The sequence below is a fragment of the Vogesella urethralis genome (assembly GCF_007644045.2).
In the GTDB taxonomy this organism is placed as follows: domain Bacteria; phylum Pseudomonadota; class Gammaproteobacteria; order Burkholderiales; family Chromobacteriaceae; genus Vogesella; species Vogesella urethralis.
Window position 1 is genome coordinate 13176 of the sequence record NZ_VMDW02000061.1, and the last position, 23088, is coordinate 36263.

At 62.2% G+C, this 23088-nt stretch carries 20 protein-coding genes; 10 read left to right on the forward strand and 10 right to left on the reverse strand.

Annotation, left to right across the window (positions count from 1 at the left end):
* Positions 1-36: 36 nt before the first annotated feature.
* The 3 genes from FLQ03_RS04790 (at position 37) to FLQ03_RS04800 (ending at position 3013) form a co-directional block, all read left to right on the forward strand.
* Positions 37-930, forward strand: a complete 894-nt coding sequence (locus FLQ03_RS04790) for an alpha/beta fold hydrolase (protein WP_144372821.1) — start codon at positions 37-39, stop codon at positions 928-930.
* A gap of 63 nt (positions 931-993) precedes the next feature.
* Positions 994-2079, forward strand: a complete 1086-nt coding sequence (locus tag FLQ03_RS04795) for an aminotransferase class I/II-fold pyridoxal phosphate-dependent enzyme (protein ID WP_206210870.1) — start codon at positions 994-996, stop codon at positions 2077-2079.
* Between the two features lie 67 nt (positions 2080-2146).
* Entirely contained in the window at positions 2147-3013 is an 867-nt protein-coding gene (locus tag FLQ03_RS04800) for an HDOD domain-containing protein (protein ID WP_144372823.1), read from the forward strand.
* Positions 3014-3152: 139 nt separating this feature from the next.
* Here the strand turns inward: FLQ03_RS04800 and hslO are convergent, their stop codons facing one another.
* On the reverse strand, positions 3153-4031 hold the full coding sequence (hslO, locus tag FLQ03_RS04805) for an Hsp33 family molecular chaperone HslO (protein WP_144372824.1): 879 nt from the start codon (positions 4029-4031) through the stop codon (positions 3153-3155).
* Positions 4028-4612 (reverse strand): Ntn hydrolase family protein, encoded by a 585-nt coding sequence (locus FLQ03_RS04810; RefSeq protein WP_144372825.1) that lies wholly within the window; start codon positions 4610-4612, stop codon positions 4028-4030. The genes hslO and FLQ03_RS04810 overlap by 4 nt, the downstream gene beginning before the upstream one ends.
* Before the next feature lie 166 nt (positions 4613-4778).
* Between FLQ03_RS04810 and FLQ03_RS04815 the strand changes: the two genes are divergently transcribed.
* The 3 genes from FLQ03_RS04815 to FLQ03_RS04825 all read left to right on the forward strand — a co-directional run bounded on the left by FLQ03_RS04815 (position 4779) and on the right by FLQ03_RS04825 (position 8118).
* Positions 4779-5621: a class II glutamine amidotransferase gene (locus FLQ03_RS04815; protein WP_144372826.1), complete on the forward strand. Its 843-nt coding sequence runs from the start codon at positions 4779-4781 to the stop codon at positions 5619-5621.
* A gap of 83 nt (positions 5622-5704) precedes the next feature.
* Positions 5705-7513: a putative nucleotidyltransferase substrate binding domain-containing protein gene (locus tag FLQ03_RS04820; protein ID WP_144372827.1), complete on the forward strand. Its 1809-nt coding sequence runs from the start codon at positions 5705-5707 to the stop codon at positions 7511-7513.
* Complete coding sequence (locus FLQ03_RS04825; protein ID WP_144372828.1) at positions 7510-8118, forward strand: 3'-5' exonuclease; 609 nt, start codon at positions 7510-7512, stop codon at positions 8116-8118. The genes FLQ03_RS04820 and FLQ03_RS04825 overlap by 4 nt, the downstream gene beginning before the upstream one ends.
* Before the next feature lie 224 nt (positions 8119-8342).
* Here FLQ03_RS04825 and FLQ03_RS04830 read toward each other — a convergent pair whose 3' ends face one another.
* The 3 genes from FLQ03_RS04830 to radC all read right to left on the reverse strand — a co-directional run bounded on the left by FLQ03_RS04830 (position 8343) and on the right by radC (position 9899).
* Entirely contained in the window at positions 8343-8717 is a 375-nt protein-coding gene (locus FLQ03_RS04830; protein WP_144372829.1) for a Gfo/Idh/MocA family oxidoreductase, read from the reverse strand.
* Positions 8718-8901: 184 nt separating this feature from the next.
* Positions 8902-9153, reverse strand: a complete 252-nt coding sequence (locus FLQ03_RS04835; protein ID WP_144372830.1) for a hypothetical protein — start codon at positions 9151-9153, stop codon at positions 8902-8904.
* Positions 9154-9224: 71 nt separating this feature from the next.
* Entirely contained in the window at positions 9225-9899 is a 675-nt protein-coding gene (radC, locus tag FLQ03_RS04840; RefSeq protein ID WP_144372831.1) for a RadC family protein, read from the reverse strand.
* 147 nt (positions 9900-10046) lie between these two features.
* Here radC and coaBC point away from each other — a divergent pair, with 147 nt between their 5' ends.
* The 4 genes from coaBC to FLQ03_RS04860 all read left to right on the forward strand — a co-directional run bounded on the left by coaBC (position 10047) and on the right by FLQ03_RS04860 (position 13148).
* Positions 10047-11231: a bifunctional phosphopantothenoylcysteine decarboxylase/phosphopantothenate--cysteine ligase CoaBC gene (gene coaBC, locus FLQ03_RS04845; protein ID WP_144372832.1), complete on the forward strand. Its 1185-nt coding sequence runs from the start codon at positions 10047-10049 to the stop codon at positions 11229-11231.
* Between the two features lie 7 nt (positions 11232-11238).
* Entirely contained in the window at positions 11239-11691 is a 453-nt protein-coding gene (gene dut / locus FLQ03_RS04850; RefSeq protein ID WP_144372833.1) for a dUTP diphosphatase, read from the forward strand.
* Between the two features lie 13 nt (positions 11692-11704).
* A complete protein-coding gene (locus FLQ03_RS04855; RefSeq protein ID WP_144372834.1) occupies positions 11705-12691 on the forward strand; it encodes a GGDEF domain-containing protein in 987 nt (328 codons plus the stop codon).
* A gap of 187 nt (positions 12692-12878) precedes the next feature.
* Positions 12879-13148, forward strand: coding sequence for a hypothetical protein (locus FLQ03_RS04860; protein WP_144372835.1), 270 nt, complete (start codon positions 12879-12881; stop codon positions 13146-13148).
* Between the two features lie 68 nt (positions 13149-13216).
* Here the strand turns inward: FLQ03_RS04860 and FLQ03_RS04865 are convergent, their stop codons facing one another.
* The 5 genes from FLQ03_RS04865 to FLQ03_RS04885 all read right to left on the reverse strand — a co-directional run bounded on the left by FLQ03_RS04865 (position 13217) and on the right by FLQ03_RS04885 (position 22829).
* The gene (locus tag FLQ03_RS04865; RefSeq protein ID WP_144372836.1) at positions 13217-14041 is read right to left on the reverse strand and encodes an ABC transporter permease; all 825 of its coding nucleotides are present in this window, start codon (positions 14039-14041) and stop codon (positions 13217-13219) included.
* A 6-nt stretch (positions 14042-14047) separates the two neighbouring features.
* Positions 14048-15310 carry an ABC transporter permease gene (locus FLQ03_RS04870; RefSeq protein WP_144372837.1) on the reverse strand — a complete coding sequence of 421 codons (1263 nt, stop codon included), beginning with the start codon at positions 15308-15310 and terminating at the stop codon, positions 14048-14050.
* A gap of 75 nt (positions 15311-15385) precedes the next feature.
* The gene (locus FLQ03_RS04875) at positions 15386-16423 is read right to left on the reverse strand and encodes an ABC transporter substrate-binding protein (protein WP_144372838.1); all 1038 of its coding nucleotides are present in this window, start codon (positions 16421-16423) and stop codon (positions 15386-15388) included.
* A gap of 65 nt (positions 16424-16488) precedes the next feature.
* Positions 16489-17604, reverse strand: a complete 1116-nt coding sequence (locus tag FLQ03_RS04880) for an ABC transporter ATP-binding protein (protein ID WP_144372839.1) — start codon at positions 17602-17604, stop codon at positions 16489-16491.
* Between the two features lie 422 nt (positions 17605-18026).
* The gene (locus FLQ03_RS04885) at positions 18027-22829 is read right to left on the reverse strand and encodes an NAD-glutamate dehydrogenase (protein WP_144372840.1); all 4803 of its coding nucleotides are present in this window, start codon (positions 22827-22829) and stop codon (positions 18027-18029) included.
* Positions 22830-23088: the final 259 nt, after the last annotated feature.

Here is a 23088-nt window from a genome sequence, read left to right on the forward strand (position 1 = left end):
CTAGGCGTCCCCGATTGATCCAGGTTGCGATTCTGCATGAGCCTCACCTCCCCCTACCAGCCCCTGCACCTGCCGCGCAGCGAACAGCACACCTTCAACGGCCACGCCTATCACGTCCGGCGCTGGGGCCCGCACGACGCCCCGCTGCTGGTGATGCTGCACGGCTGGATGGATTGTGCCGACACCTTCCAGTTTGTCGCCGACCATATGGCCGGCAGCTGGCAGATCGTGGCGCCCGACTGGCGCGGCTTCGGCCACAGCGCGTGGAACAGCGGCAGCTACTACTCGCCCGACTACCTGGCCGACCTGGACGCGCTGCTGCAGCACTACAGCCCGCACCGTGCGGCCAACCTGGTGGGCCACAGCATGGGCGCGATGGTGGCCGGCCTGTACGCCGGCATCCGCCCGGAACGCGTGGCGCGGCTGGCACTGGTGGAAGGCTTCGGCCTGGCCGCCACCCGCCCGGCCGAGGCCCCGGGCCGCTACGCGCGCTGGCTGCGCGAAAAACAGCAGGCGCCGGCCTTTACCGCCGTCAGCGGCCTGGACGACGTCGCCGCCAAGTTGCAGGCGCGCAACCCGCGCATGGCCCCGCCCTACGCGCAGCACATGGCTGCCGCGCTGTGCCGGCAGCAGAACGGCCAGTGGCAATACCGCGCGGACCCGCGCCACAAGATGGTGAACCCGGTGCTGTACCGGCTGGAAGAAGCCAAGGCTTGCTGGCAGCGCATCAGCGCGCCGGTGCTGTGGGTGATCGGCGGCGACATGTGGGACCACCCGATGGCCAAGGGCGTATTCGATACGCTGCCCGAACGCCGCGCCTGCTTTGCCAACCTGACGGAAACCACCATCGCCAACGCCGGCCACATGATCCAGTGGGAGCAACCGGCCGCGCTGGCCGATACGCTGGCTGCGTTCTTTGCTTATGCATAACCGGCATGGCACGCCGCCGCGTTTTGCCTTAGTGTCATGCCATCAGCTTTTATGGATACCGCCATGCCACGCTACGCCCGCCACCTGCAAGACGTCACCATCGCCAACCCGTTCCCCGGCCTGCCCAAGCTGGAAGCCCTGATCGGCCGCCGCATCGACAGCCGCATCGGCTCCAACGAAAGCATGGCCATCGCCGGCCATAGCGTCAGCCAGCAATGGGGCGAGGCGCTGTACGAACTGGCGCGGCTGTACCCCGACCCGTACGCCGGCGCCATCCGCCAGCGCGCTGCCGTGCTGAACAGCGTGGATGCGGCCAACGTGGTAGTCGACGCCGGTGCCGACAGCCTGATCGGCCTGTTCCTGCGCGCGCGGGTGTCGCCCGGCGACGTGGTGGTGTGCACCGCCGGCACCTACCCTACCTTCCGCTACTTTGCCGAAGGCGTGGGCGCCCGCGTGGTGGAAGTGCCGTACGCACAGCACGGCGACAGCCTGGTGAACGACCTGCCGGCGCTGCTGGCCGCCGTGCAGCAGCACCAGGCGGCGCTGCTGTACCTGGCCAACCCCGACAACCCCACCGGCAGCTATCTGCCGCTGACCGACATCACCGCGCTGCGTGCCGCGCTGCCGGCAGACACCTTCCTGCTGCTGGACGAAGCCTATATCGACTTCTGCGACCAAGCCGAGCACCAGGGCACGCTGCCCGACACCGCCCGGCTGCGTACGCTGTCCAAGGCACACGGCCTGGCCGGCTTGCGCATCGGCTACGCGCTGGCCCCGGCCGAGTGGGTGGCCAAGGCCGACCAGATCCGCACCCAGTACGGCACCTCCAGCGTGGCACAGGCTGCGGCAGTTGCAGCACTAGACCAGCCGGCCTGCAGCCAGCGCCTGATTGCCGACACGCTGGCGCTGCGCGAGCAGTTGCAGCAAGCCTTGCAGCAAGGCGGGCTGCGCGTCATCCCGTCGCATACGAACTTCCTGGCCATCGTCTATCCGGACGCCGATGCCGCGCTGGCCAGACAAAAAGCCCTGTGGGCGCAAGGGGTTGCCGTACACCGCCCGCCGCACCCGGCCATGCAGCACGTGCTGCGCGTCACCGCCCATCCGGACGCACTGCAAAAAAAGGTGCTGCAAACCCTGATTTCTCCATGAAATAGGCGGGCGTCACTGCTAGAATGAGTTGAAATTCGATAATCTAGCCCCTACCGGATCCTTAGCAATGAAGGTCCCTCAATTCGACGCCAGCACCACCGCAGACCTGGTACGCAATCTGGTCATTCCGCCCCGCCCTGCCATGCTCGACAAGCTGGTTGCCCTTCGCGGCAATCCGGACATGAGCCTGATGGACGTGGCAGACGTGATCGGTAGCGACCTCGGTCTGTCGGCCGCCATCCTGAAGGCGGCCAACAGCCCGTTTTTCGGCAGCGGCCGCACCCTCACTTCCATCCTGCAAGCCGTCAACCTGCTGGGCGAGCGCAATATCGTCCAGCTGGTACACGGCCTGCTGCTGCGCCTGACGCTGACCAGCAATTCGCCGCCGGTCATCGAACAGTTCTGGGAACGCACCATGCACGAGTCCGCCATGGCGGCGGCCTTGTGCGAAAAGCTGGGTCGCCCCAGCGACGAGTGCCAGACCTTTGCCCTGTTCCGCGGCTGCGGCATTGCCGTGATGTTGATGCGCTACCCCAACTACGAGCGCACGCTGCGACTGGTCACCCAGGCGCGCGACCGCCAGATCAGCAAGATCGAGCAGGAATTCCACGGCACCAGCCACGACGTGGTGGGCTACCTGGTAGCCCGCACCTGGAACATGCCGGACAACTTCTGCCAGGCCATCCTGCTGCAGCACAACCCCGAACTGTTCAGCGACAGCGACGACGCACTGCTGGACCACGACCACAAGATGATGGTGGCCGTTGCCCGCGCCGCGCAGCACGTGTGGCGCACCAGCACCGACCAGAACGGCGACCCGGGCTGGAAAGACCGCTCCGAGGAACTGATCGCCTACTTGGGCATGCACGAAGTGGAGTTTGAAGACTGGGTGGATGAAATGCACGACCGCATCCACGCCGGTGTTGGCTTGTAACTGCCAGCCCTTGCATGACAAACCCGCCGCACGGCGGGTTTTTTGTTGCCTGCGGCCGGGCGGCAAGGTTGGCCGCAACAATGGGCGGGCATGAAAAAACCCGCCAGCAGGCGGGTTGTCTTCAGCGCAGCCGGCAGGCTTAGTGGCGTTGCTGCTCGGTACGCACCGCGTTGATCACGTCCATGCCGAACAGGGTGTTGACGTCTTCGTCGTCAAACACGTAGCGCTGGCCGCAGTATTCGCAGCCCACTTCGATGCTGCCCTGCTCCAGCACCACACTGGCCACTTCCTCGCCGCCAAGCAGCTTCAGCATGTTGCCGACGCGCTCTTCGCTGCAGTTGCAGGCAAAGCTCACCAGTTCCGGGTCGAACACGCGTACCGCTTCCTGGTGGTACAGGCGGTACAGGATGTCCAGCGCGTCCAGCGACAGCAGCTCGTCCTGCTGCAGCGTTTGCGCCAGCGCCTGTACGTGCGGCCAACCTTCGGCGTCGCCGTGGCCATCCGGCAGGCGCTGCAGCAGCAGGCCGGCGGCGGTCTGGTCGTTACAGGCCAGCAGCAGCATGGTTTCCACCTGCTCGGAGCGGCGCATGTAGTTTTCCAGCATCTGGCTGATGCTGTCTCCCTCCAGCGCCACAATGCCTTGCCACGGCTCGCCGTCCTTGGGCTCCAGCGTCATCACGAAGGTGCCACCCTCGCCCAACAGCTCTGCCAGCGGCGCGTCGTGGATACCGTCGTCGTAGCGGGCAGAGGCACGCACGGTGCGTTCGCTGGTGCACTCGGCTACGGCCAGGCGCAGCGCGCCCTTGCCGTGCAGCTGCATGATCAGCGTGCCGTCGAACTTCAGGTTGGCGGCCAACAGGCTGCTGGCGGCCAGCATCTGGCCCAGCACGTTCTGGATGGCGGCCGGGTAGTTATGGCGCGCCAGCACTTCCTGCCAGGCGCCGTCCATGCGAACCAGCGCACCGCGTACCGGTATGCCGTCGAACAGGAAGCGTTGCAGTGTATTGTGTTGGCTCATGAATGGGTGTCCTTCTCTTTTTCAAGGGTATACAGGGTAAGCGGCAGCGAGGAGCTGGCGTCGAACTCGCAGCCGGCGCGGATGGCCGCCTCGGCAATGCCGGCCGCGTCCAACGGGCTGTCGTACAGCGCGTGCATGGCGCCCATGGCGAACTTGCGGCCGGAGCCGATGGCCCAGAAACGCGAGAACTGGTACACCTCGCGCATCGGGTACACGCCGAAAATGCCGTGACTGTTGGCCACCAGCACCATCATCTGGCTGGATTCGTACGGGTCGTCTTCTTCCTCTTCCGGCCGCAGGTAGAAATGGTCCTTCAGCTTGGGATGAATCTTGCGGAAGGTTTCAAACAGGCCGGCACGGCTGCTGAAGTCGCGCGACTTCATGCCTTTCAGCGCCGCTTGCAGCACCAGATCGTGCGCGGCGGAGCCGGCAATGGCCAAGTAGCTGTCGCCCACACGGAAGATCTTGTTGCTGTACGCATCGTAGGCGGCCAGCAGTTTCTGGTCGTCACCGAAGGTGGTCTGGCTGTCCGCGGCAATGGCAATCTGCTTGCCCTTGCTTACCACGACGATGGTTGTCATGCCTTGCCTTTCTGCGCTGCCGGGTAGCACATTGCTACCAGAGGGTCTGATATCGGGATTTTCTCACAAATCACAAGCCCGCCCAACGCTGCCACCGCAGCCAACGGGCTTGGCGCTGCCGGCAACGCGTGGAACAATGGCTGCATCAACCACCCGAGATTCCGCCATGTGCCAGCTTTTGGGCATGAACTGCAATACGCCCACCGACATCCTGTTTTCCTTTGAAGGTTTCCACCGCCGTGGCGGCCTGACCGACCACCACGCCGACGGCTGGGGCATCGCCTTTTTCGAAGGCCGCGGCGTGCGGCTGTTCCTGGACGACAAACCGTCAGCCGATTCGCCGGTAGCGGCACTGGTACGGCAGTACCCGATCAAGTCGCAAAACGTCATCGCCCACATCCGCAAAGCCACGCAGGGCGAAATCAACCTGGCCAACTGCCACCCGTTCCAGCGCGAAATGTGGGGCCAATACTGGATTTTTGCCCACAACGGCAACCTGGTAGATTTTGCCCCGGCAGCCGGCTGCCACTATCAGCCGGTGGGCAGCACCGACTCCGAAGCCGCGTTCTGCTACATCATGGAGCAGCTGCGCCAGCGCTGGTGCCAGCCGCCGTCGCTAGACGAACTGTTCGAGGCCATCGAAGGGTTGGCCGCCACGCTACGCAGCTACGGCGTGTTCAACTTCATGCTGTCCAACGGCCAGTGGCTGTTTACCCACTGCTCTACCAAGCTGCACTACATCGTGCGCCAGGCGCCGTTTCCCACCGCCCACCTGGTGGACGACGACGTGACAGTGGACTTCTCTACCGTCACCACCCCCGACGACCGTGTGGCGGTGATCGCCACCGTGCCGCTGACCGACAACGAAACGTGGACCGCCATGCAGGACGGCGAGTTGGCGCTGTTCGTGGATGGCAATGTACACCGCCGTAGCGTGACGCTACCGGCTACCCGACCGGCCAGCTGCTGCGGGAATGACGCAACGGCGTCTGATCCAGCGCAAAGCTGACAGCATTGACCCTGCCGGGTCTGGTCACGTGTTTCGATAGCACCGTATGCTGAAGCCATCAGTCACTGACCGGACCTGCCCGCATGAGCCGCTTCGACTTTACCCATCCGCCGTTTACCCACCTTAGCCCGCACGAGCGCCTGGCGCTGGAAAACGCCGCAGACATCGTCTTCTTCGATAACGACGAAGTCATCATGGCCCCCGGCGACAGCGTGGACACGCTGTACGTGCTGATCAAGGGCGTGGTACGCGAGATGGCCGACGACGAAGTACTAGCCGTCTACCATACGCAAGACACCTTCGACGCCCGCGCCATGGTGGCTGGCCAAGCCACACAGCGCTTCGTGGTACACGAGGAGGCGCTGGTCTACACGCTGCCGCGCAGCGTGGTCATGCAGCTGACCGAAAGCAACCCGCGCTTTGGCGCCTTCTTCTACGCCAGCGTGTCGCAGAAATTCGGCGCACTGGCGCAAAGCGCCGGCACCCGCGAACTGCAAACGCTGATGACCGCCACCGTGCGCGACGCCTGTAGCCGGCTGCCGGTGTTTGTCGACGGCCAGGACACCATCCTTGATGCGGCACGCATCATGAAGCAGCGCAAGAGCAAATCCATCCTGGTCCGCCACATGGGGCAACTGGGCATGTTTACCACTACCGACTTCCGCGACACCCTGCTCAACGGCCTCACCCCGGATACGCCACTGCACCAGGTGTGCCATTTCCAGCTGATCACCACCGACATCGACGGCTTCCTGTTCGATGCCCTGCTCACCATGACCAAGCGCAATATCCGCCGCTTGGTGGTGATGGACAAGGGCGAGCCGGTGGGCATTCTGGCGCAGGTGGACATCCTGTCTTACTTCTCCAACCACTCGCACCTGATCGCGCACAAACTGGAACGCGCCGAATCGCTGGACGAGCTGGCCGACATTGCCGGCCAGATCACCCGCCTGGTGGGCATGCTGTCCAGCCACGGCGTGAAAGCGCCGCAGCTGGGCCGGCTGGTGCAGGCGCTGAACGCGCGCCTGTTCGAGCGCACCTGGCAGCTGATTGCCATGCCGGAAGTGGTGAACAACAGCTGCCTGATCGTGATGGGCTCCGAAGGCCGCGGCGAACAGATCCTGAAAACCGACCAGGACAACGCACTGATCATCCGCGACGGCTTCGACCACCCCACGCTACACGGTGCTTGCCAGGCCTTCAGCGAGGCGCTGGCGCGCTTTGGCTACCCGCCATGCCCTGGACGCATCATGGTGAACAACCCGCAATGGTGCCAGCCGGAGCAAGGCATGCGCGACCAGCTGTACCGCTGGCTGTACCTGCCCGATGCCGACTCGCTGATGAACCTGGCCATCTTCGTGGACGCCGAAGCGGTGGCCGGCGACCACGCGCTGCTGGCGCAGTGCAAACACTACCTGCACAGCCTGCTGTCGGATGACGAAAGCTTCTACGCCCGCTTTGCTCGCGCCATCGAACAGTTCGATACACCTTTAGGCTTCTTTGCGCAGTTGCTGACGCGGGAGAAAAACGGCGAAGCCACGCTGGACATAAAAAAGGGCGGCATTTTCCCCATCGTGCACGGCATCCGCTCGCTGGCGCTGCGCCACGGCATTGCCGCCTGCAACACCTTCGACCGCCTGCAACGGCTGGCCGAACTGGGCCATCTGGAGCGCGACTTTGCCAACGACATTAGCGAGACGCTGGCCTTCCTGCTGGGCTTGAGGCTGAGCCACGGCCTGGCCGACCTGGCCGACGGCCGCGCTGCCAGCAACCTGATCCGGCCGGACCGGCTGTCCACACTGGAAAAAGACCTGCTGAAAGACGCGCTGGGGCTGGTGAAGAAGTTCAAGAACCTGCTGCGCCACCAGTTTCGCCTGGGAGCGGTGGCATGATCGGCGCGCTGAAACGGCATTGGGCCGCCCAGCGCCTGAAAGACCCGCGCTTTGCCGCCTTGCTGCAACCACAGGAAGACGAACTGGTCAGCGTGGACTGCGAAACCACCAGCCTCAACGTGCGCGAGGCCGAGCTGCTGTCCATCGGCGCGGTGAAGATACGCGGCCAACGTATTGTCAGCAGCGAATCGTTCTACGTGCTGGTAAAGCCGGAACGCATGCCGGACGCCGGCAGCGTGCGCATCCACGGCCTGCGCCCGCGCGACGTGTCGGCAGGCCTGGCACCGCAGGAAGCGGTGGCGCAGTTGCTGGACTTCATCGGTGGCCGCCCGCTGCTGGGCTATTACCTGGAATACGACGTGGCGGTGCTGAACAAGTACGTACAGCCGCTGACCGGCATCAAGCTGCCCAACCGCCAGATCGAGGTATCGGGCCGCTATTACGATTACAAACTGCGCCAGCAGCCGGACAGCCATATCGACCTGAAGCTGGCCACGCTGATCGACGACCTGAAGGTACCGGCCCTGCCGCGCCACGATGCGCTGAACGACGCCATCACCGCCGGCATGCTGTACCTGGCGCTGAAAAAGCGCGGTTTCGGCTAAGCGCCTGTTCAAGGACTTTTAGCGACTGCGCTGGCCTGGCAAAGGGTCAGATACCAGGCGGACGCTGCCGGCCTTGGTCATGCCAAGGTCAAGACGGCCAACGCCGTGAAAAGACTTTGCACAGGCGCCAAGGTTGGCCGCACGAAAAAAGGGCGTGCTTGCGCACGCCCTTCAATTCAGCCGGTACGGTGGCGCACTGGCTGACACTGCATCGATCTCTGCCTTCAGTAGCTCAACGACTCGTGACGGGTTTCCACCAGCTGCCCTGCCGACAGTGACATCATCAGCAGCGCAATACGCTCGTGCATGATGACGGTGTGGGTATTGCCGGCAAACTGCATGAAACGGCGCAGGTCTTCGCGCACTTTGCGCGAGCCGGTCAGGTCGATAATGATGTCTACTCGCTCGCCTTGCTCGGCCAGCTCGATGAAGTTATCCGTTACCGGAATGCCGCGTTCGCGCGCCAGCGCCACACCCGGCAACGCCATATTGAGCTCGGCTACGCCGATCAGCTCCACGTACGGCGCATCCAGCAGCTGACGCAACAGTGGCGTGGCCGTTTCGCCCGCCCCCACCATGGCAATTCGAATCTTGTTCATGAGCATCCTCGCTTGGTGCCGCATTATGGCACGCATTGAAGCAGGTACTTTAGCAAGCTCTATCGAACCCGACTTGCGCCAGATCAAATGCTAATTGATTGTATCCAGCCTGCCCGAATGGCAAGCCGCAGGCGCAAAAAAACCCGCCAGGCATGGGCGGGCCGGGGTGGGCTGACGCGGCCGCTCAGTGCAGGGCTTGCCGGCTGAGAAAGCGGATGTAGCCGACGCTTTCTATCCAGTAAGCGCCGTCTGCCAGCGGCGTGGCATCTTCCAGATCAGCCACCGTCAGCACGATATCGGCCTCGCTGAGGTGGGCTTCCAGCGCGATGTCGTCATCGTCGGCGTAGTCTTCCGAGGCGTACATGAATTCGGGTTTGACCAGCTGGTTGTTGACCTGAATGTAATCGGACTGGTTCATCAGACGCAGGATGTTCATGGCTTGCTCCTTGTGCAGCGGCCAGACCGGCTGACCGTACCACCACCGCAACGGCAGCCAGGTGGCCACCGCTACACCCATCCACGCTCCGCCAGTGATTCGGCGTGCGCACCCGTTACCACGATATGGTCCAGCAAACAGATATCGACCAACTGCAAAGCCTGCTTGAGACGGACGGTGACGGCCTGGTCTGCCGCCGACGGCTCGGCCACCCCGGACGGGTGGTTGTGTGCCACGATGACCGCCGCCGCATGGTGAAACAAAGCCCGCCGCACGACTTCCCGCGGGTAGACACGGGTTTCGGTCAACGAGCCACGGCTTAACTCTTCGACTGCCAGCACCCGGTTTTGTGCCGACAGGAACACCACGTAAAACACCTCTACCGGCTGCTGGCCGATGGTCAGTCGTAAATAGCGGCTGACCGCCTCGGGGCTATCCAGCACGTCGGCGTCGGCCATTTGCTCAGCCAGCAGGCGGCGTGCCAGCTCGTGCATCGCCATGAACTGCACGTACTTGGCCGGGCCCAGCCCCGCCTGCTGTTGAAACGCTTCCGGGCTGGCACTCAGCAACCGCCCCAGGCTACCAAAGCGTTGCATCATCAATCTGGCCATATCAACAGCCGAGCAACCCTTGATGCCTGTTCTTAAGAATATCGCCAGCAATTCGGCATCTGACAAGGTATGAGCACCATGTGACAACAGTTTTTCGCGCGGACGCTCGTCCGCTGGCCAGTCGCTGATCGGCATTGCACTCTCCGGCATGACAACAGCAGGCAGTGTGCGTGGCGAGCGGCTATCGTTAAAAACCGGGTTTGACGCCTGCCAGCACGGGCTGGGTGCAGGTGCAGCATTAGGCTACAATTACGCCTCGCATCATGACAGGCAGGCAGCAACATGGCTCAGAAACGCATCCTTCTTGGCATTACCGGCGGCATCGCTGCCTATAAATCGGCAGAGCTTACCCGGCTGCTGGTCAAGGCTGGCCATCACGTAGAAGTGGTGATGAGCGAGGCCGCTACCCGCTTTGTGACCCCGGCCACCTTCCAGGCACTGTCGGGCAACGCGGTCTACAGTGACATCTGGGACCCGCGCCCGCATAACGCGATGGCGCATATCGAGATGTCGCGCCGTGCCGACGTGTTCCTGATCGTACCGGCCACTGCCGACTGTATTTTCAAGCTGGCACACGGTGCGTGTGACGACCTGATCAGCACCATGGCCGCGGCCCGTACCTGCCCGCTGGTGGTAGTGCCGGCAATGAACCGGCAGATGTGGGAAAACCCGCCAAACCTGCGCAATGTGGCCCAGCTGCAGGCCGACGGCGTACAGGTGTGGGGCCCGGCGCACGGCGTGCAGGCCTGCGGCGAGACCGGCCCCGGCCGCATGCTGGAGCCGGAAGAAGTGTTCGACCTGCTGGGCGGCGTGTTCAGCAGCAAGCCGCTGGCAGGCAAGAAAGTGTTGCTGACTGCCGGCCCGACGTACGAACCGATCGATACCGTGCGCGGCATCACCAATATCAGCTCCGGCAAGATGGGTTACGCGCTGGCCCGCGCCTGCCGAGACGCCGGTGCCGAGGTGACGCTGGTCAGCGGCCCCACCGCCCTGACACCGCCGACGCTGGTGCGCACCATCGCGGTACAGAGCGCGCAGGACATGTACCAGGCCGTGCTGGGCGAGGTTGGCCGCAGTGATATCTTCATCAGCGTGGCGGCGGTGGCCGACTACCGGGTGAAGAACCGCGCCGAGCACAAGATCAAGAAAGGCGAAGGCCTGCCGGTGATCGAACTGGAAGAAAACCCCGACATCCTGGCCACGGTGGCCGGCCTGCCGGCGGCACCTTTCTGCGTGGGCTTTGCCGCAGAAAGCCAGAACCTGCTGGCCTACGCCGACCAGAAACGCCGCCGCAAGAAGGTGCCGCTGCTGGTGGCCAACCTGGCACAACACGCGATGGGGGCCGACAGCAACAGCGTGATATTGCTGGATGATGCCGGGCACCATCCGCTCCCCGATATGCCCAAGGCCGAGGTAGCGCACGCCATCGTGCAGCACATGGCCCGGCTTTTACCCCACAAGGAATGAAAAACGCATGAAACCCGTGATCGACGTCAAGATTCTGGACGCCCGCCTGAAAGACAATCTGCCGGCCTACGCCACCTCCGGTTCCGCCGGCCTGGACCTGCGCGCCGCCACCGAAGCCGAGATGGTGATCCAGCCTGGCGAAACCGTACTGGTGCCCACCGGCATGGCCATTCATCTGGCTGACCCGGGCCTGGCAGCGATGATCCTGCCGCGCTCCGGCCTCGGCCACAAGCACGGCATCGTGCTGGGCAACCTCACCGGCCTGATCGACTCCGACTACCAGGGCCAGTTGTTCGTGTCGGTATGGAACCGTGGCAATACTGCCTTTACGCTGGCACCGATGGAGCGCATAGCACAGATGATTATCGTGCCAGTGGTCCAAGTAGGGTTTAATATCGTAGAAGAATTTATCGATACAGAACGTGGCAGCGGTGGCTTCGGTAGCACAGGCCGCCAATAACAGACGACGCGACATGCACCCCTCCTTACCTCCGGCCAGTATCGCCACGCTGATGGAACAGATGGCGAAGCTCACCTCGCAGCGAGAACAGCGCGAGCTGGAGCGGGCATTGCTGGAGCTGCTGGGCGGCTTTCTGGGAAGTGTCAGCATCTCGCTGTTCGCCGTGCGTTATCCGGAGACGCTGCCCGAACTGAAACTGCTACAAGTCAGCGACGATCACGGCCAGCTGATCACGCCGGAAGGCTGCGGCTGGATTGCGGCCGGTGACGACGCCCGCAAGGCCATTGCCATAGGCCTGGAGCAGCGCGAGCCTTTGCAATACGCCGGGCATATCTGGCAAGTGATCTACCAGAAGAATGCCATCATTGCCCTGCTGCAAATCGAACACAGCCCGCTCACCCCGGACGAAGCCGGTTTTCTGAGCGGCATGGTACGCATCCACGAAAATTACCTGCGCCTGCTATACGACGCCGAGCGCGACATGCTGACCGGCCTGCTGAACCGGCGCTCGTTCGATGCGCGGTTGTACGAACTGCTGGCCCAGGGCAACGGGCAGCCAACCCTGGCGCTGGTGGACATCGACCATTTCAAGCTGGTAAACGACCGCTACGGCCACATCGTCGGCGACGAGGTGCTGCTGCTGGTCGCGCATCACATGGAGCAGATCCTGGGCCCCTACGCCCAACTGTACCGTTACGGTGGCGAGGAGTTCGGCATCATCCTGCGTGACGAACCGGCACTGGCCCAGACGCGGCTGGACACCCTGCGGCAGAGCATTGCCGCCTTCAGCTTTCCGCAAGTTGGCCACGTCACCATCAGCATCGGCCATGTCGGCATCCAGGGCCAGATGCTGCCGGCCAATGTGGTGGAGCAGGCCGACCGCGCGCTGTACTACGCCAAGGAGCACGGTCGCAACCAGGTATGTGCCTACGACCAGCTGCTGCAACAGGGCAACATTACGCCGCAAGTGTCACACGAGGGGGATATCGAGCTGTTCTGAGCGGCTGCGGCCAACCTTGCCGTCACACAAAGCCCCTGCCATCCGGCAGGGGCTTTTGCTTGGTGCCAGCCAGGCACGACGTAGCGCAAAACCCACACCCACCCATAAATAATGCAAAATGCATTTTATCAACATGATCAGCCGCTGCATGCTGGGCAGTCATCTCACCACCTGCAGGAACGCAACCATGCCCATCATAGCCACCCTTCATTCACTCAAATACGCCTGCCTTCTCGGTCTCTGCTGCCTGCTATCAAGCCTAACCGCACAGGCCAAGAGCTTGATTCTCATCCTGGATGATGGCTCAGTACAGGTAGTGAATAGCGTTACAGACAACACCCGCATCACCGCAGGGCAAGTCAGGATCATCGATGGTGTGAGTATCTTTTACGATGCCCCGCAGGTATCACCGCCAGCCAGCATCACCCCCGCCAAAGTGGTCATTCTCACGCCCTGACAAATCGCATCGCTATCAAAAAAGCCCCTGCCATCCGGCAGGGGCTTTTGCTTGGTACCAGCCTGGCATCAGGCCGCGCTGGTGCGCGTCTTCTCGGCCCGGCCACGCAACCATTCCAGCGTCAGCAGCAAGGCGATGGAGAACAGGATCAGCACCGTGGCCGCGGCAGCAATAGCCGGGCTGATGTTTTCCTTGATACCGCCAAACATCTGGCGCGGCAGCGTGGTTTGCTCCGGGCCGGCCAGGAACAGCGTTACCACCACTTCGTCGAACGAGGTGGCAAAGGCGAACAGCGCACCCGAGATCACGCCCGGCGCAATCAGCGGCAGCACGATGCGACGGTAGGTGGTGACCGGGTTGGCACCCAGACTGGCACTGGCGCGGATCAGGTTGGCATTGAAGCCGCGCAGCGTGGCCGACACGGTAATCACCACAAAGGGCACGCCCAGTGCGGTGTGTACCAGGATCAGCGCCAGGTAGCTGTTGGACAAGCCCAGCGGGGCGAAGAACAGGTAGGCCCCTACCCCGACGATCACCACCGGCACCACCATCGGCGAGATCAGCACGCTCATCAGCACCGACTTGCCGGGGAAGTCCGACGAGGTCAGGCCCACGGCGGCCAGCGTGCCCAGCGTGGTCGCCAGCAGCGTGGCAGCCGGTGCCACGATGAAGCTGTTCTTCAGCGACGTCAGCCACACGCCGTTGCCGAAGAATTCCTCGTACCAGCGCAGCGAGAACGACTTGATCGGGTACAGCAGGAAGGTATCGGCCGAGAACGACAGCGGCACGATCACCAGCAGTGGCGACACCAGGAAGATCAGGATCAGCACGCAGAAAATGCGGAAGCCCCAGTACCAGATGCGCTCGATAGGCGAAGCATAAGTTGGCAGCATGTCTTCTTACCCCAGACTCAGTTTGTTGGCACCCACCAGCTTGCTGTACACCGCGTACAGCGTCATGGTGGCGATCAGCAACAGGCTGCCCAGCGCGGCGGCCATGCCCCAGTTGATGGTGACGTTGGTATAGAACGCCACGTAGTAGCTCACCATCTGCTCTTCCGGGCTGCCCAGCAGGGCCGGGGTGATGTAGTAGCCGATACACATGATGAATACCAGCAAGGCACCTGCAGCCACACCGGCAACCGTCTGTGGGAAGTAGATCTTCCAGAAGGCGGCAAACGGGTGGTCACCCAGCGAAATGGCAGCGCGCATATAGGTTTGCGGAATACTCTTCATCACGCTGTAAGCCGGCAGGATCACGAACGGCAACAGGATGTGCACCATGGCGATGTAAACGCCGACCCGGTTGAACGCCAGCTGCAGCGGCTCGCCAATCAAGCCCAGGTTCATCAGCGCGCTGTTGATCAGGCCTTCGCGTTGCAGCAGCACGATCCACGACGCTACACGCACCAGCACCGAAGTCCAGAACGGCAGCAGCACCAGAATCATCAGCAGGTTGCTCTGACGGGCAGGCAGGTTGGCCAGCCAATAGGCCAAGGGGTAACCCAACAGCAGGCAAAATGCCGTCACCCAAAAGCTGATCCACAGCGTACGGCCGAAGATGCTGACAAAAGCGCGCTCCTCTTCCGGCGCCAGTTCCGGCGTACCGGCCTTGGTTTCACGCAAGTCCAGCGAGCTGTACAGATAGTACGGCGTCCACGACTTGGCGTTCTTGGCGATCACGTGCCAGTGGTCGGGGTCGCCCCAGCGCTCGTCGATCTGGATGAAGCGGTCGCGCATGCTTTCGCCTGCGGCCAACTCCAGCGGCATCTTGCGCGCGGTTTTCTGGATCAGCGAGCGGAAACCGCTGATGTCCATGTTCAGGCGCTTGGCCACTTCAGAAACGGTTTTGGCTTCTTTGGCCGCGGTCAGGTCGCGTGCCATGGCCTGGAACACATCTTCCGACGGCAAGGCCCGGCGGTCCCAGCTGGCGATCAGCTTGCTGGTGGCCGGCAGGTTGGTGACCACCTCCGGGTTATCCACGCTGCGGCCAAGCAGCATGAAAATGGGCACCAGAAAGGTCAGCAGCAGAAAGATGGCCAGCGGTGCAACCAGGGCAACGGCCTTCAACTGCTTGTTGCGGCGCTCGCGCGCCAGTTTCACGGTCAACGGCTCGCCATCGGCCGCCGTCAACGGTGTTTTGACGGAAAGGGTTTGGGACATGGTGGGTATCGCTTCCGGCAAAATCCCGCCAGCCCGGTGGGGCTAGGCGGGATGGTTCAGGCAACAGGCAGCAGCTTAGCGGGCAGCCCAGGCGTTGAAGCGCTCTTCCAGCTCTTCACCATGCTCAACCCAGAAGTTCACGTCCAGGGCCAGCGCGTTTTTCAGGTTGGCCGGCCAGGTCGGCAGGTTGGTCGCCGACTTCGGGTCTACCTTCTGGATGGCTTTCAGGTTGGTCGGGCCGTAGGCGATCTTGTTGGAGTACACGGCCTGGTTTTCCGGCAGGCTGGCGTGCTTGATGAAATCCATCGCCTCTTTCAGCTTCGGCGAACCTTTCGGAATGGCCCAGGAGTCAACGTCGTACACGCTGCCGGTCCACACCACTTTCAGGTTCTTGCCTTCTTTCTGCGCGGTGTCGATACGGCCGTTGTAGGCCGAGCTCATCACTACGTCGCCGGAGGCCAGGAACTGCGGCGGCTGGGCGCCGGCTTCCCACCACTGGATGTTCGGCTTCAGCTGGTCCAGTTTCTTGAAGGCACGGTCCACACCAGCCTTGGTGGCCAGCACTTTGTATACGTCAGCCGGTTTCACGCCATCAGCTTGCAGTGCGAACTCCAGCGTGTACTTGGCGCCCTTGCGCAGACCGCGTTTGCCCGGAAACTTCTTCACGTCCCAGAAATCGGCCCAGGTTTGCGGCGCGGTTTTCAGCTTGTCGGCGTTGTAGGCCATAGCGGTGGACCACACGAAAATGCCCACGCCACATTCGGAAACAGCCGCCTTCACGAAGTCCGGTTTCTTGCCCACTTTAGCCCAGTCGATCTTCTCGAACAGGCCTTCTTCGCAGCCGCGCAGCAGCTCCGGCGATTCCACTTCCACCACATCCCAGGTCACTTTCTTGGCGTCGACCATGGCCTTGATCTTGGCCATCTCGCCGTTGTAGTCACCGGCGGTGATCTTGTGGCCGGTCGCTTTCTCGAAAGTCTGGTAGTACGCCACGGCTTGCGCATCCTTGTTGGCGCCACCGAAAGAAATGACGGTGAGGTCCTTGGCCATGGCCGGCGCGGCCAGGGCAACAGCAACGGACAGGGCAATCAGACGCGGGGTGTTTTTGTTCATGTTCATAACTCCTCTGGGGATATCGCTTTGCAGGACGTTGAATTCGCCCGTTTGCTCGGGCTTTTTTAATGCGTATAAACGGAAGCATCCAGCGCGCGGATGTCACGCGCCATCCAGCCGATGTCGAGGCTGTCGCCTACCTTCCAGCTGCTGTCCAGCTCGCCGGCCGGCACTTTCACCATGAAACCGGTCTGGCCAGCCACATCCAGCCGCAAGCGGACGTGATCGCCGAAGTAGATGAACTCGGCCAGCTTGGCTTGCAGGCGGTTCTCGCAGGCTTCGGCGTGGCGGTTCAGACGCACACGCTCGGGGCGGATGGACATCGAGGTAGCGTCGCCGGCCTGGTTCACGCAAATGGCCGACGCTTGTACCGTCTGGCCATTGCCCAGGCGCACGGTACAGTGCTGGTCTTGTACCGCCACCACTTCACCGTGCAGGGTGTTGTTCTCGCCAATGAAGTTGGCCACAAAGGAGTTGACCGGCTTTTCGTACAGCACGTTGGCCGCATCGATCTGCTGGATGATGCCGTCCTTGAACACCGCCACGCGGTCGGACATGGTCAGCGCCTCGCCCTGGTCGTGGGTAACGTACACCACGGTAATGCCCAGGTTTTCGTGGATGTGCTTGATCTCCAGCTGCATGTGCTCGCGCAGTTGTTTGTCCAGCGCGCCCAGCGGCTCGTCCATCAGCACCAGCTGCGGTTCGAATACCAGCGCACGGGCCAGCGCCACGCGTTGCTGCTGGCCGCCGGACATCTGGCCGGGGTAGCGGTTGGCCAGCGCGTCGAGCTTCACCATGCCCAGCGCTTTCTTCACGCGGTCGGCAATCTCGGATTTGCTCATCTTGCGGATGGTCAGCGGGTAGGCCAGGTTCTCGGCCACCGTCATGTGCGGGAACAGCGCGTAGTTCTGGAACACCATGCCGATGTTGCGCTTGTGCGGCGGCACGTGGTTCAGCAGCTTGTCGCCGAGGCGGATCTCGCCGTGGGTGGGGGTTTCGAAACCGGCCAGCATCATCAGGCAGGTGGTCTTGCCGGAGCCGGACGGCCCCAGCATGGTCAGGAATTCGCCCTTGCGAATGTCCAGATCCAGGTTCTTGACGATCAGGGATTCGCCGTCATAGCTCTTCTGCACCCCGCGAAAACTGACGAGGGTGTCGGAGGCCGTGTGTTTCTCGCTCATCATGTCCTTCCTGAGTAGTTCCGCTATGCGGAATATTGTTTCGTTTTTATCAGATTAACCAGCATCTTTAACGAAGTAAAGCGCTAGGGCACGACCCTGCCCTGTGGTTTGTCTTCCTGTCTCTGTGTACAGGTGTCCATTAATTTAATCGCCCCGTTTAATAAAACAAACTACCTAACGCAGCTTTTTTGCAAAACACTGCAAGCGACTGATACGACAAAGATTGCGCGCACCCGCACAGTGCATGCTTATTGCATTTATTGAAAAGAATCTGCCGGTTTTGCCGTCTGTTCGGCATGGAAGTGCACCAAAGGGCGGCAGGCATGCACAGCCATGTCAAACGCTTGTTTGTCGCGCGCCGACAACAAAAAAAAGCCGACCTTGCGGTCGGCTTGTAAGGGAGTAATGCGAAACGGGGTGGCTTAGGCGAGCAGGTGGTTGTTCAGCTCGCGCATGCCGGCGGACAACATGGCCAGATCCAGCGCTTCGAACGATTGCAGCTCGGCAAACATCTGCTGGCAAGCCTCGACGTCGGTCGCACGCTGTTTCAGCCATTGCGGCACGAAATCGGCGTCTTGCGACACCGCCATCGCGCTCTGGGTCAGCGAGCGGTGCTGGCGGTACAGGTCGTCACGCAGCGCGCTGCGGGCCAGCGATTGCCAGCGGTTGTCGCGCGGCAGCTGGGTAATGGCGGCACGCAGCCAGTCCAGTTGCAGGTCGCGGCCCAGTTGCAGGTAGTTGGCCGCCACGTCGTCCAGCGACAGCGCACTGCCCTCGCCGATCTCGATGATGTCCATCAGCGGTACGGCAAACTCCAGACGCGCCAGCACACTGGCCAGATCGGCCGGTACGTTCGGCTGGTTCAGGCGTTTTTCCAGACGCGCTACCTGGCTGTAAGCCTCGGCACTGACCAGCTGCGGCAGCTTGGCCAGCAGCGCCTGCACCTTGGCAGCGTACTGGGCAATGACCGCGTCCACCGAACCGGCGTTGCGGCGGTTGCGCAGTACCCAGCGCACCACGCGCTCTACCAGGGTACGCACCATCACCATCATCTCTACCTGCAGGTCGGCAGACACCAGGTTGTCCAGCTGCTCGATGCGGGTCCACAGGCTTTCGGCGTCGAACACGCGGCTGGCAATCCAGAACGCACGGGCGATGTCGGCCGCCGAGAACGACGACTCTTCCTGCAGGCGGAACACGAAGGTGGTGCCCATGCGGTTGATGATGAGGTTGGCCAGCTGGTTGGCGATGATCTCGCGCTTCAGGTGGTGGCGCTTCATCTGCTCGCCAAAGCGTTGCTGCAGCGGCTGCGGGAAGTAGTTCACCAGCACCGGCAGGAAGTCGGCATCGTCCGGCACATCGCTACGCAGGATGGCCTGGTCCAGCGAAATCTTGCTGTACGCCAGCAGTACGGCCACTTCCGGCGGGGTCAGGCCCTGACGCGCCAGACGACGCTCGTTGATCTGGGTGTCGGTCGGCAGGTACTCGATCTCGCGGTTCAGCTCACCGGTTTTTTCCATGTGCGTGATCATGCGGGCGTGGGTGCTCAGCATGGACGCAGCATGGCTGCGGTTGATGGCCAGGATCTGGGTCTGCAGATAGTTGTTGCGCAGTACCAGGTGGCCCACTTCCTCGGTCATCTCGGCCAGCAGGTCGTTACGCTGCTTCAGCGTCATGTCGCCGGCCTGCATCACGGCGCCTACCAGAATCTTGATGTTCACTTCGTGGTCGGAGCAATCCACACCGGCCGAGTTGTCGATGGCGTCGGTGCAGATGCGGCCGCCGGCCAGGGCAAACTCGACACGGCCCAGCTGGGTGCACGTCAGGTTGCCGCCTTCGGCTACCACTTTGACCTGCAGCTGGTTACCGTTGACACGTACCGGGTCGCACGCGCGGTCGCGGGCGTCGGCGTGGCTCTGGGTAGACGCCTTCACGTAGGTACCGATACCGCCGTTGTACAGCAGATCGGCCTTGGCCTTCAGCAGTTCGTGGATCAGCTCGTTCGGCGCCATGCTGTCCTTGTCGGTTTCCAGCCATGCCTTCACTTGCGGCGACAGCGGGATGGACTTGGCAGAGCGTTCGAAAATACCGCCGCCTTCCGAGATCAGCTCGCGGTTGTAGTCCGCCCAGCTGGAACGCGGCAGGTTGAACAGGCGGGCACGCTCGGCAAAGCTCACCGCAGCGTTCGGCGTCGGGTCCAGGAAGATGTGCAGGTGGTTGAACGCGGCCTTCAGGCAGATGTGCTCGGACAGCAGCATGCCGTTACCGAACACGTCACCGGCCATGTCACCGATACCGATCACGCTGAAGTCCTGCTCCTGGGTATTGATGCCCAGATGACGGAAGTGGCGTTTTACCGATTCCCACGCGCCGCGGGCGGTAATGCCCATGCCTTTGTGGTCGTAACCGGCAGAGCCACCGGACGCAAACGCGTCACCCAGCCAGAAGCCGTAGGCTTCGGAAATGCTGTTGGCGATGTCGGAGAAGGTTGCGGTGCCCTTGTCGGCAGCCACCACCAGGTACGGATCGTCCGGGTCCAGGCGACGCACGTCGGCCGGCGGTACGATCTGGCCGTTCACCAGGTTGTCGGTCACGTCCAGCAGCGCGGAAATGAAGGTCTTGTAGCTGGCGATACCTTCGGCCATGAAGGCTTCACGGTCGCTCGGCGCCGGCAGTTGCTTGCCGACGAAACCGCCCTTCGAGCCCATCGGCACGATCACCGAGTTTTTCACCATCTGGGCTTTCACCAGACCCAGCACTTCGGTACGGAAGTCTTCCATGCGGTCGGACCAGCGCAGGCCGCCGCGGGCTACTTTGGAGCCGCGCAGGTGCACGCCTTCCACACGCGGGCTGTACACCCAGATCTCGAACATCGGACGCGGTTGCGGCAGGAAGGAGATCAGGTTGGATTCCAGCTTGAACGACGCGTACGACTTGAACTCGCCGCTGCTGTCTTTCTGCCAGAAGTTGGTACGGCGGGTCGCCAGAATCACCTGCAGGAAGCCGTTCAGGATGCGGTCTTCGTCCAGGTTGGCCACGCCGTCCAGCAGGTCTTTCAGCTCTTCCTGCAAGGCTGCGGCACGCGCGTCGTCAAACGCGGTGGGGTGCAGGCGGGCAGCAAACAGCTGTACCAGGCGACGGGTGATTTCCGGGTAATGCGCTACGCAGTTTTCGATATAGCTCTGGCTGAAGGTCAGGCCGCCCTGACGCAGGTACTTGGCCAGTGCGCGCACCAGCGTGATTTCACGCCAGTCGAGGCCTGCTACCACGGCCAGGCGGTTGAAGCCGTCGTTCTCGACGTGCTTGGCAAACACGCGCGACAGCAACACCTGGAAGTTTTTCTGGATGGCTTCGTCCTGCATCGATTCGGCAGCACCGCCCAGCTCCAGGCCGAAGTCGCTGATCCACACCGTGGTGTCGTTCAGTTCGATACGGTACGGATGCTCGTCGCGCACCTGCACGCCCATGTTTTCCAGGATCGGCAGGCTGGCAGACAGGCCCAGCGGCTCACCGCCACGGAACAGCTTCAGGTTGTAGCCCTGGCCGCGGTGGAACGCGCGGTACAGCTTCATGCTGATGCCTTGGCCGGCAGCAGCTTCTTCGATCAGCTGGATGTCCAGCACGGCATTACGGGCCGCAAATTCTTCGCGGTAAGCCACCGGGAACGCGCCACGGTAACGGTTGAACAGCAGGTTGCCCTTCTCTTCGCCGTGGGTTTCGATCAGCTGGTGATGCAGCTCTTCCTGCCAGCCGCGCACCACGCGGGCGATGTCGGCTTCCAGCTCGTGGGTACGGTACTGCGGCAGGTGGCCGCCCTGGGTGCGGATAATGTAGTGCACGCGCGCCAGGGTGCTGTCGCTGATCTGCACGCTGAACTCGGCCGATACGCCGTTGAAGGCATTCATCAGCACGCGCTCGATCTTGAGGCGGATTTCGGTGTTGAAGCTGTCACGCGGTACGAATACCAGGCAGCTCACATAGCGGTGGTAGCGGTCGTTGCGGGTGAACAGGCGCACACGCGGGCGCTCCTGCAGGCTGACGATGCCTTCCACGATCGGGGTCAGGGTCTCGGCCGGGATTTCGAACAGCTCGTCACGCGGGTAGCTTTCCAGCACGAAGCCCAGGGTCTTGGCCTTGTAGCTGTTGTCCACGTAGTCGCACGCCGATACCACGTGGGCCACTTTTTCGCGCAGCAGCGGAATGTCTTTCGGCGACTGCTGGTAGGCGCTGGCGGTGTACAGGCCCAGGAAACGGCGCTCGCCGATCACCTCGCCCTTGCTGTTGAAGCGCTTGATGCCAACGAAGTCCATGTAGGCCGGGCGGTGCAGCACCGAACGGGACTGCGATTTGTTCAGGATCAGCAGCTGCGGCTGGTGCGCCAGTTCGCGCAGGTCTTGCGGCAGGGCTTCGAAGCTGGCGGAGTATTCCTTGCTGCCCTGGTCTTTCAGGAAGCCCAGGCCGGAGTCCTTCACGATTTTCAGGCTGTCGTTGCCGTCGCGCTTCACCAAGTCGTAGTCGCAGTAGCCCATGAAGATGAAGTGATTGGCGGCCATCCAGTCCAGGAAGGCCACCGCTTCGGCGGCTTCGCGCTCGCGCTCGCCCTTGATGGCGGCCAGGTCGGCGCGCAGGGCGGCCACGACTTCACGCATCTGCGGCTCGTCGTCAACCACGCGGCGCAGGTAGGCCAGTACGTTGTTCAGGTCTTCCTGCAGCGCCTTCAGTACCGCCGGGTCGCTGACGCGGTCTACCTGCACGTGGATGAACGATTCCAGCGGCAGGCTGCGGTCTTCGGTGCGCTTCAGTTCGGCGATCTGGCCGGCGGCATCGCGGCCAACCGACAGCACCGGGTGCACCAGCAGGTGCAGGTTCAGGTTATGGCGTGCCAGCAGCATGGCCAGCGAATCGATCAGGAACGGCATGTCATCGTTCACGATCTCAATCACGGTGTGGGTGCTCTGCCAGCCGTCACGCTCGAAATCAGGGTTGTAAATACGGGCTTTTACCTGGCCGCTGCTGCGCTTTTTGGCAAAGTCGAAATGGGCCATGGCAGCGCCGAACAGGTCTTGCGGCGAGAAGCTCTTCAGATCGGCGTGTTCGGATTCTTCGAAGTAGAGCGGCACAAAGGCACCCAGACTTGCGGCGTCCTGCGCGGACAGCTTCTGTTCTGCTATCGCCTGGATATCTTCGATCAGGCTCAGGAATTCAGTCTTGTTGGTAAGCGACATGTTGCTTCTCGTATTTGTTTTGGGAACACAGGTGTTGTGTGAGGCGCATTGTAAGAGTGCCCACACCCTAGGGATTTCCTTATTGCGACATCAACGTACACATTCGATAACTGCAGTGCACAATGCCATAAGCATTAAAGTTGCCGATTTGACAATTCTTGCACTTTTTGCCTTATAGCAATGCGACGGCAAATTACAAAATGAACAGGCGTAAAAAAACGGCAATACGTCATAAAAACAGCCTAAGCAATTGTTTATT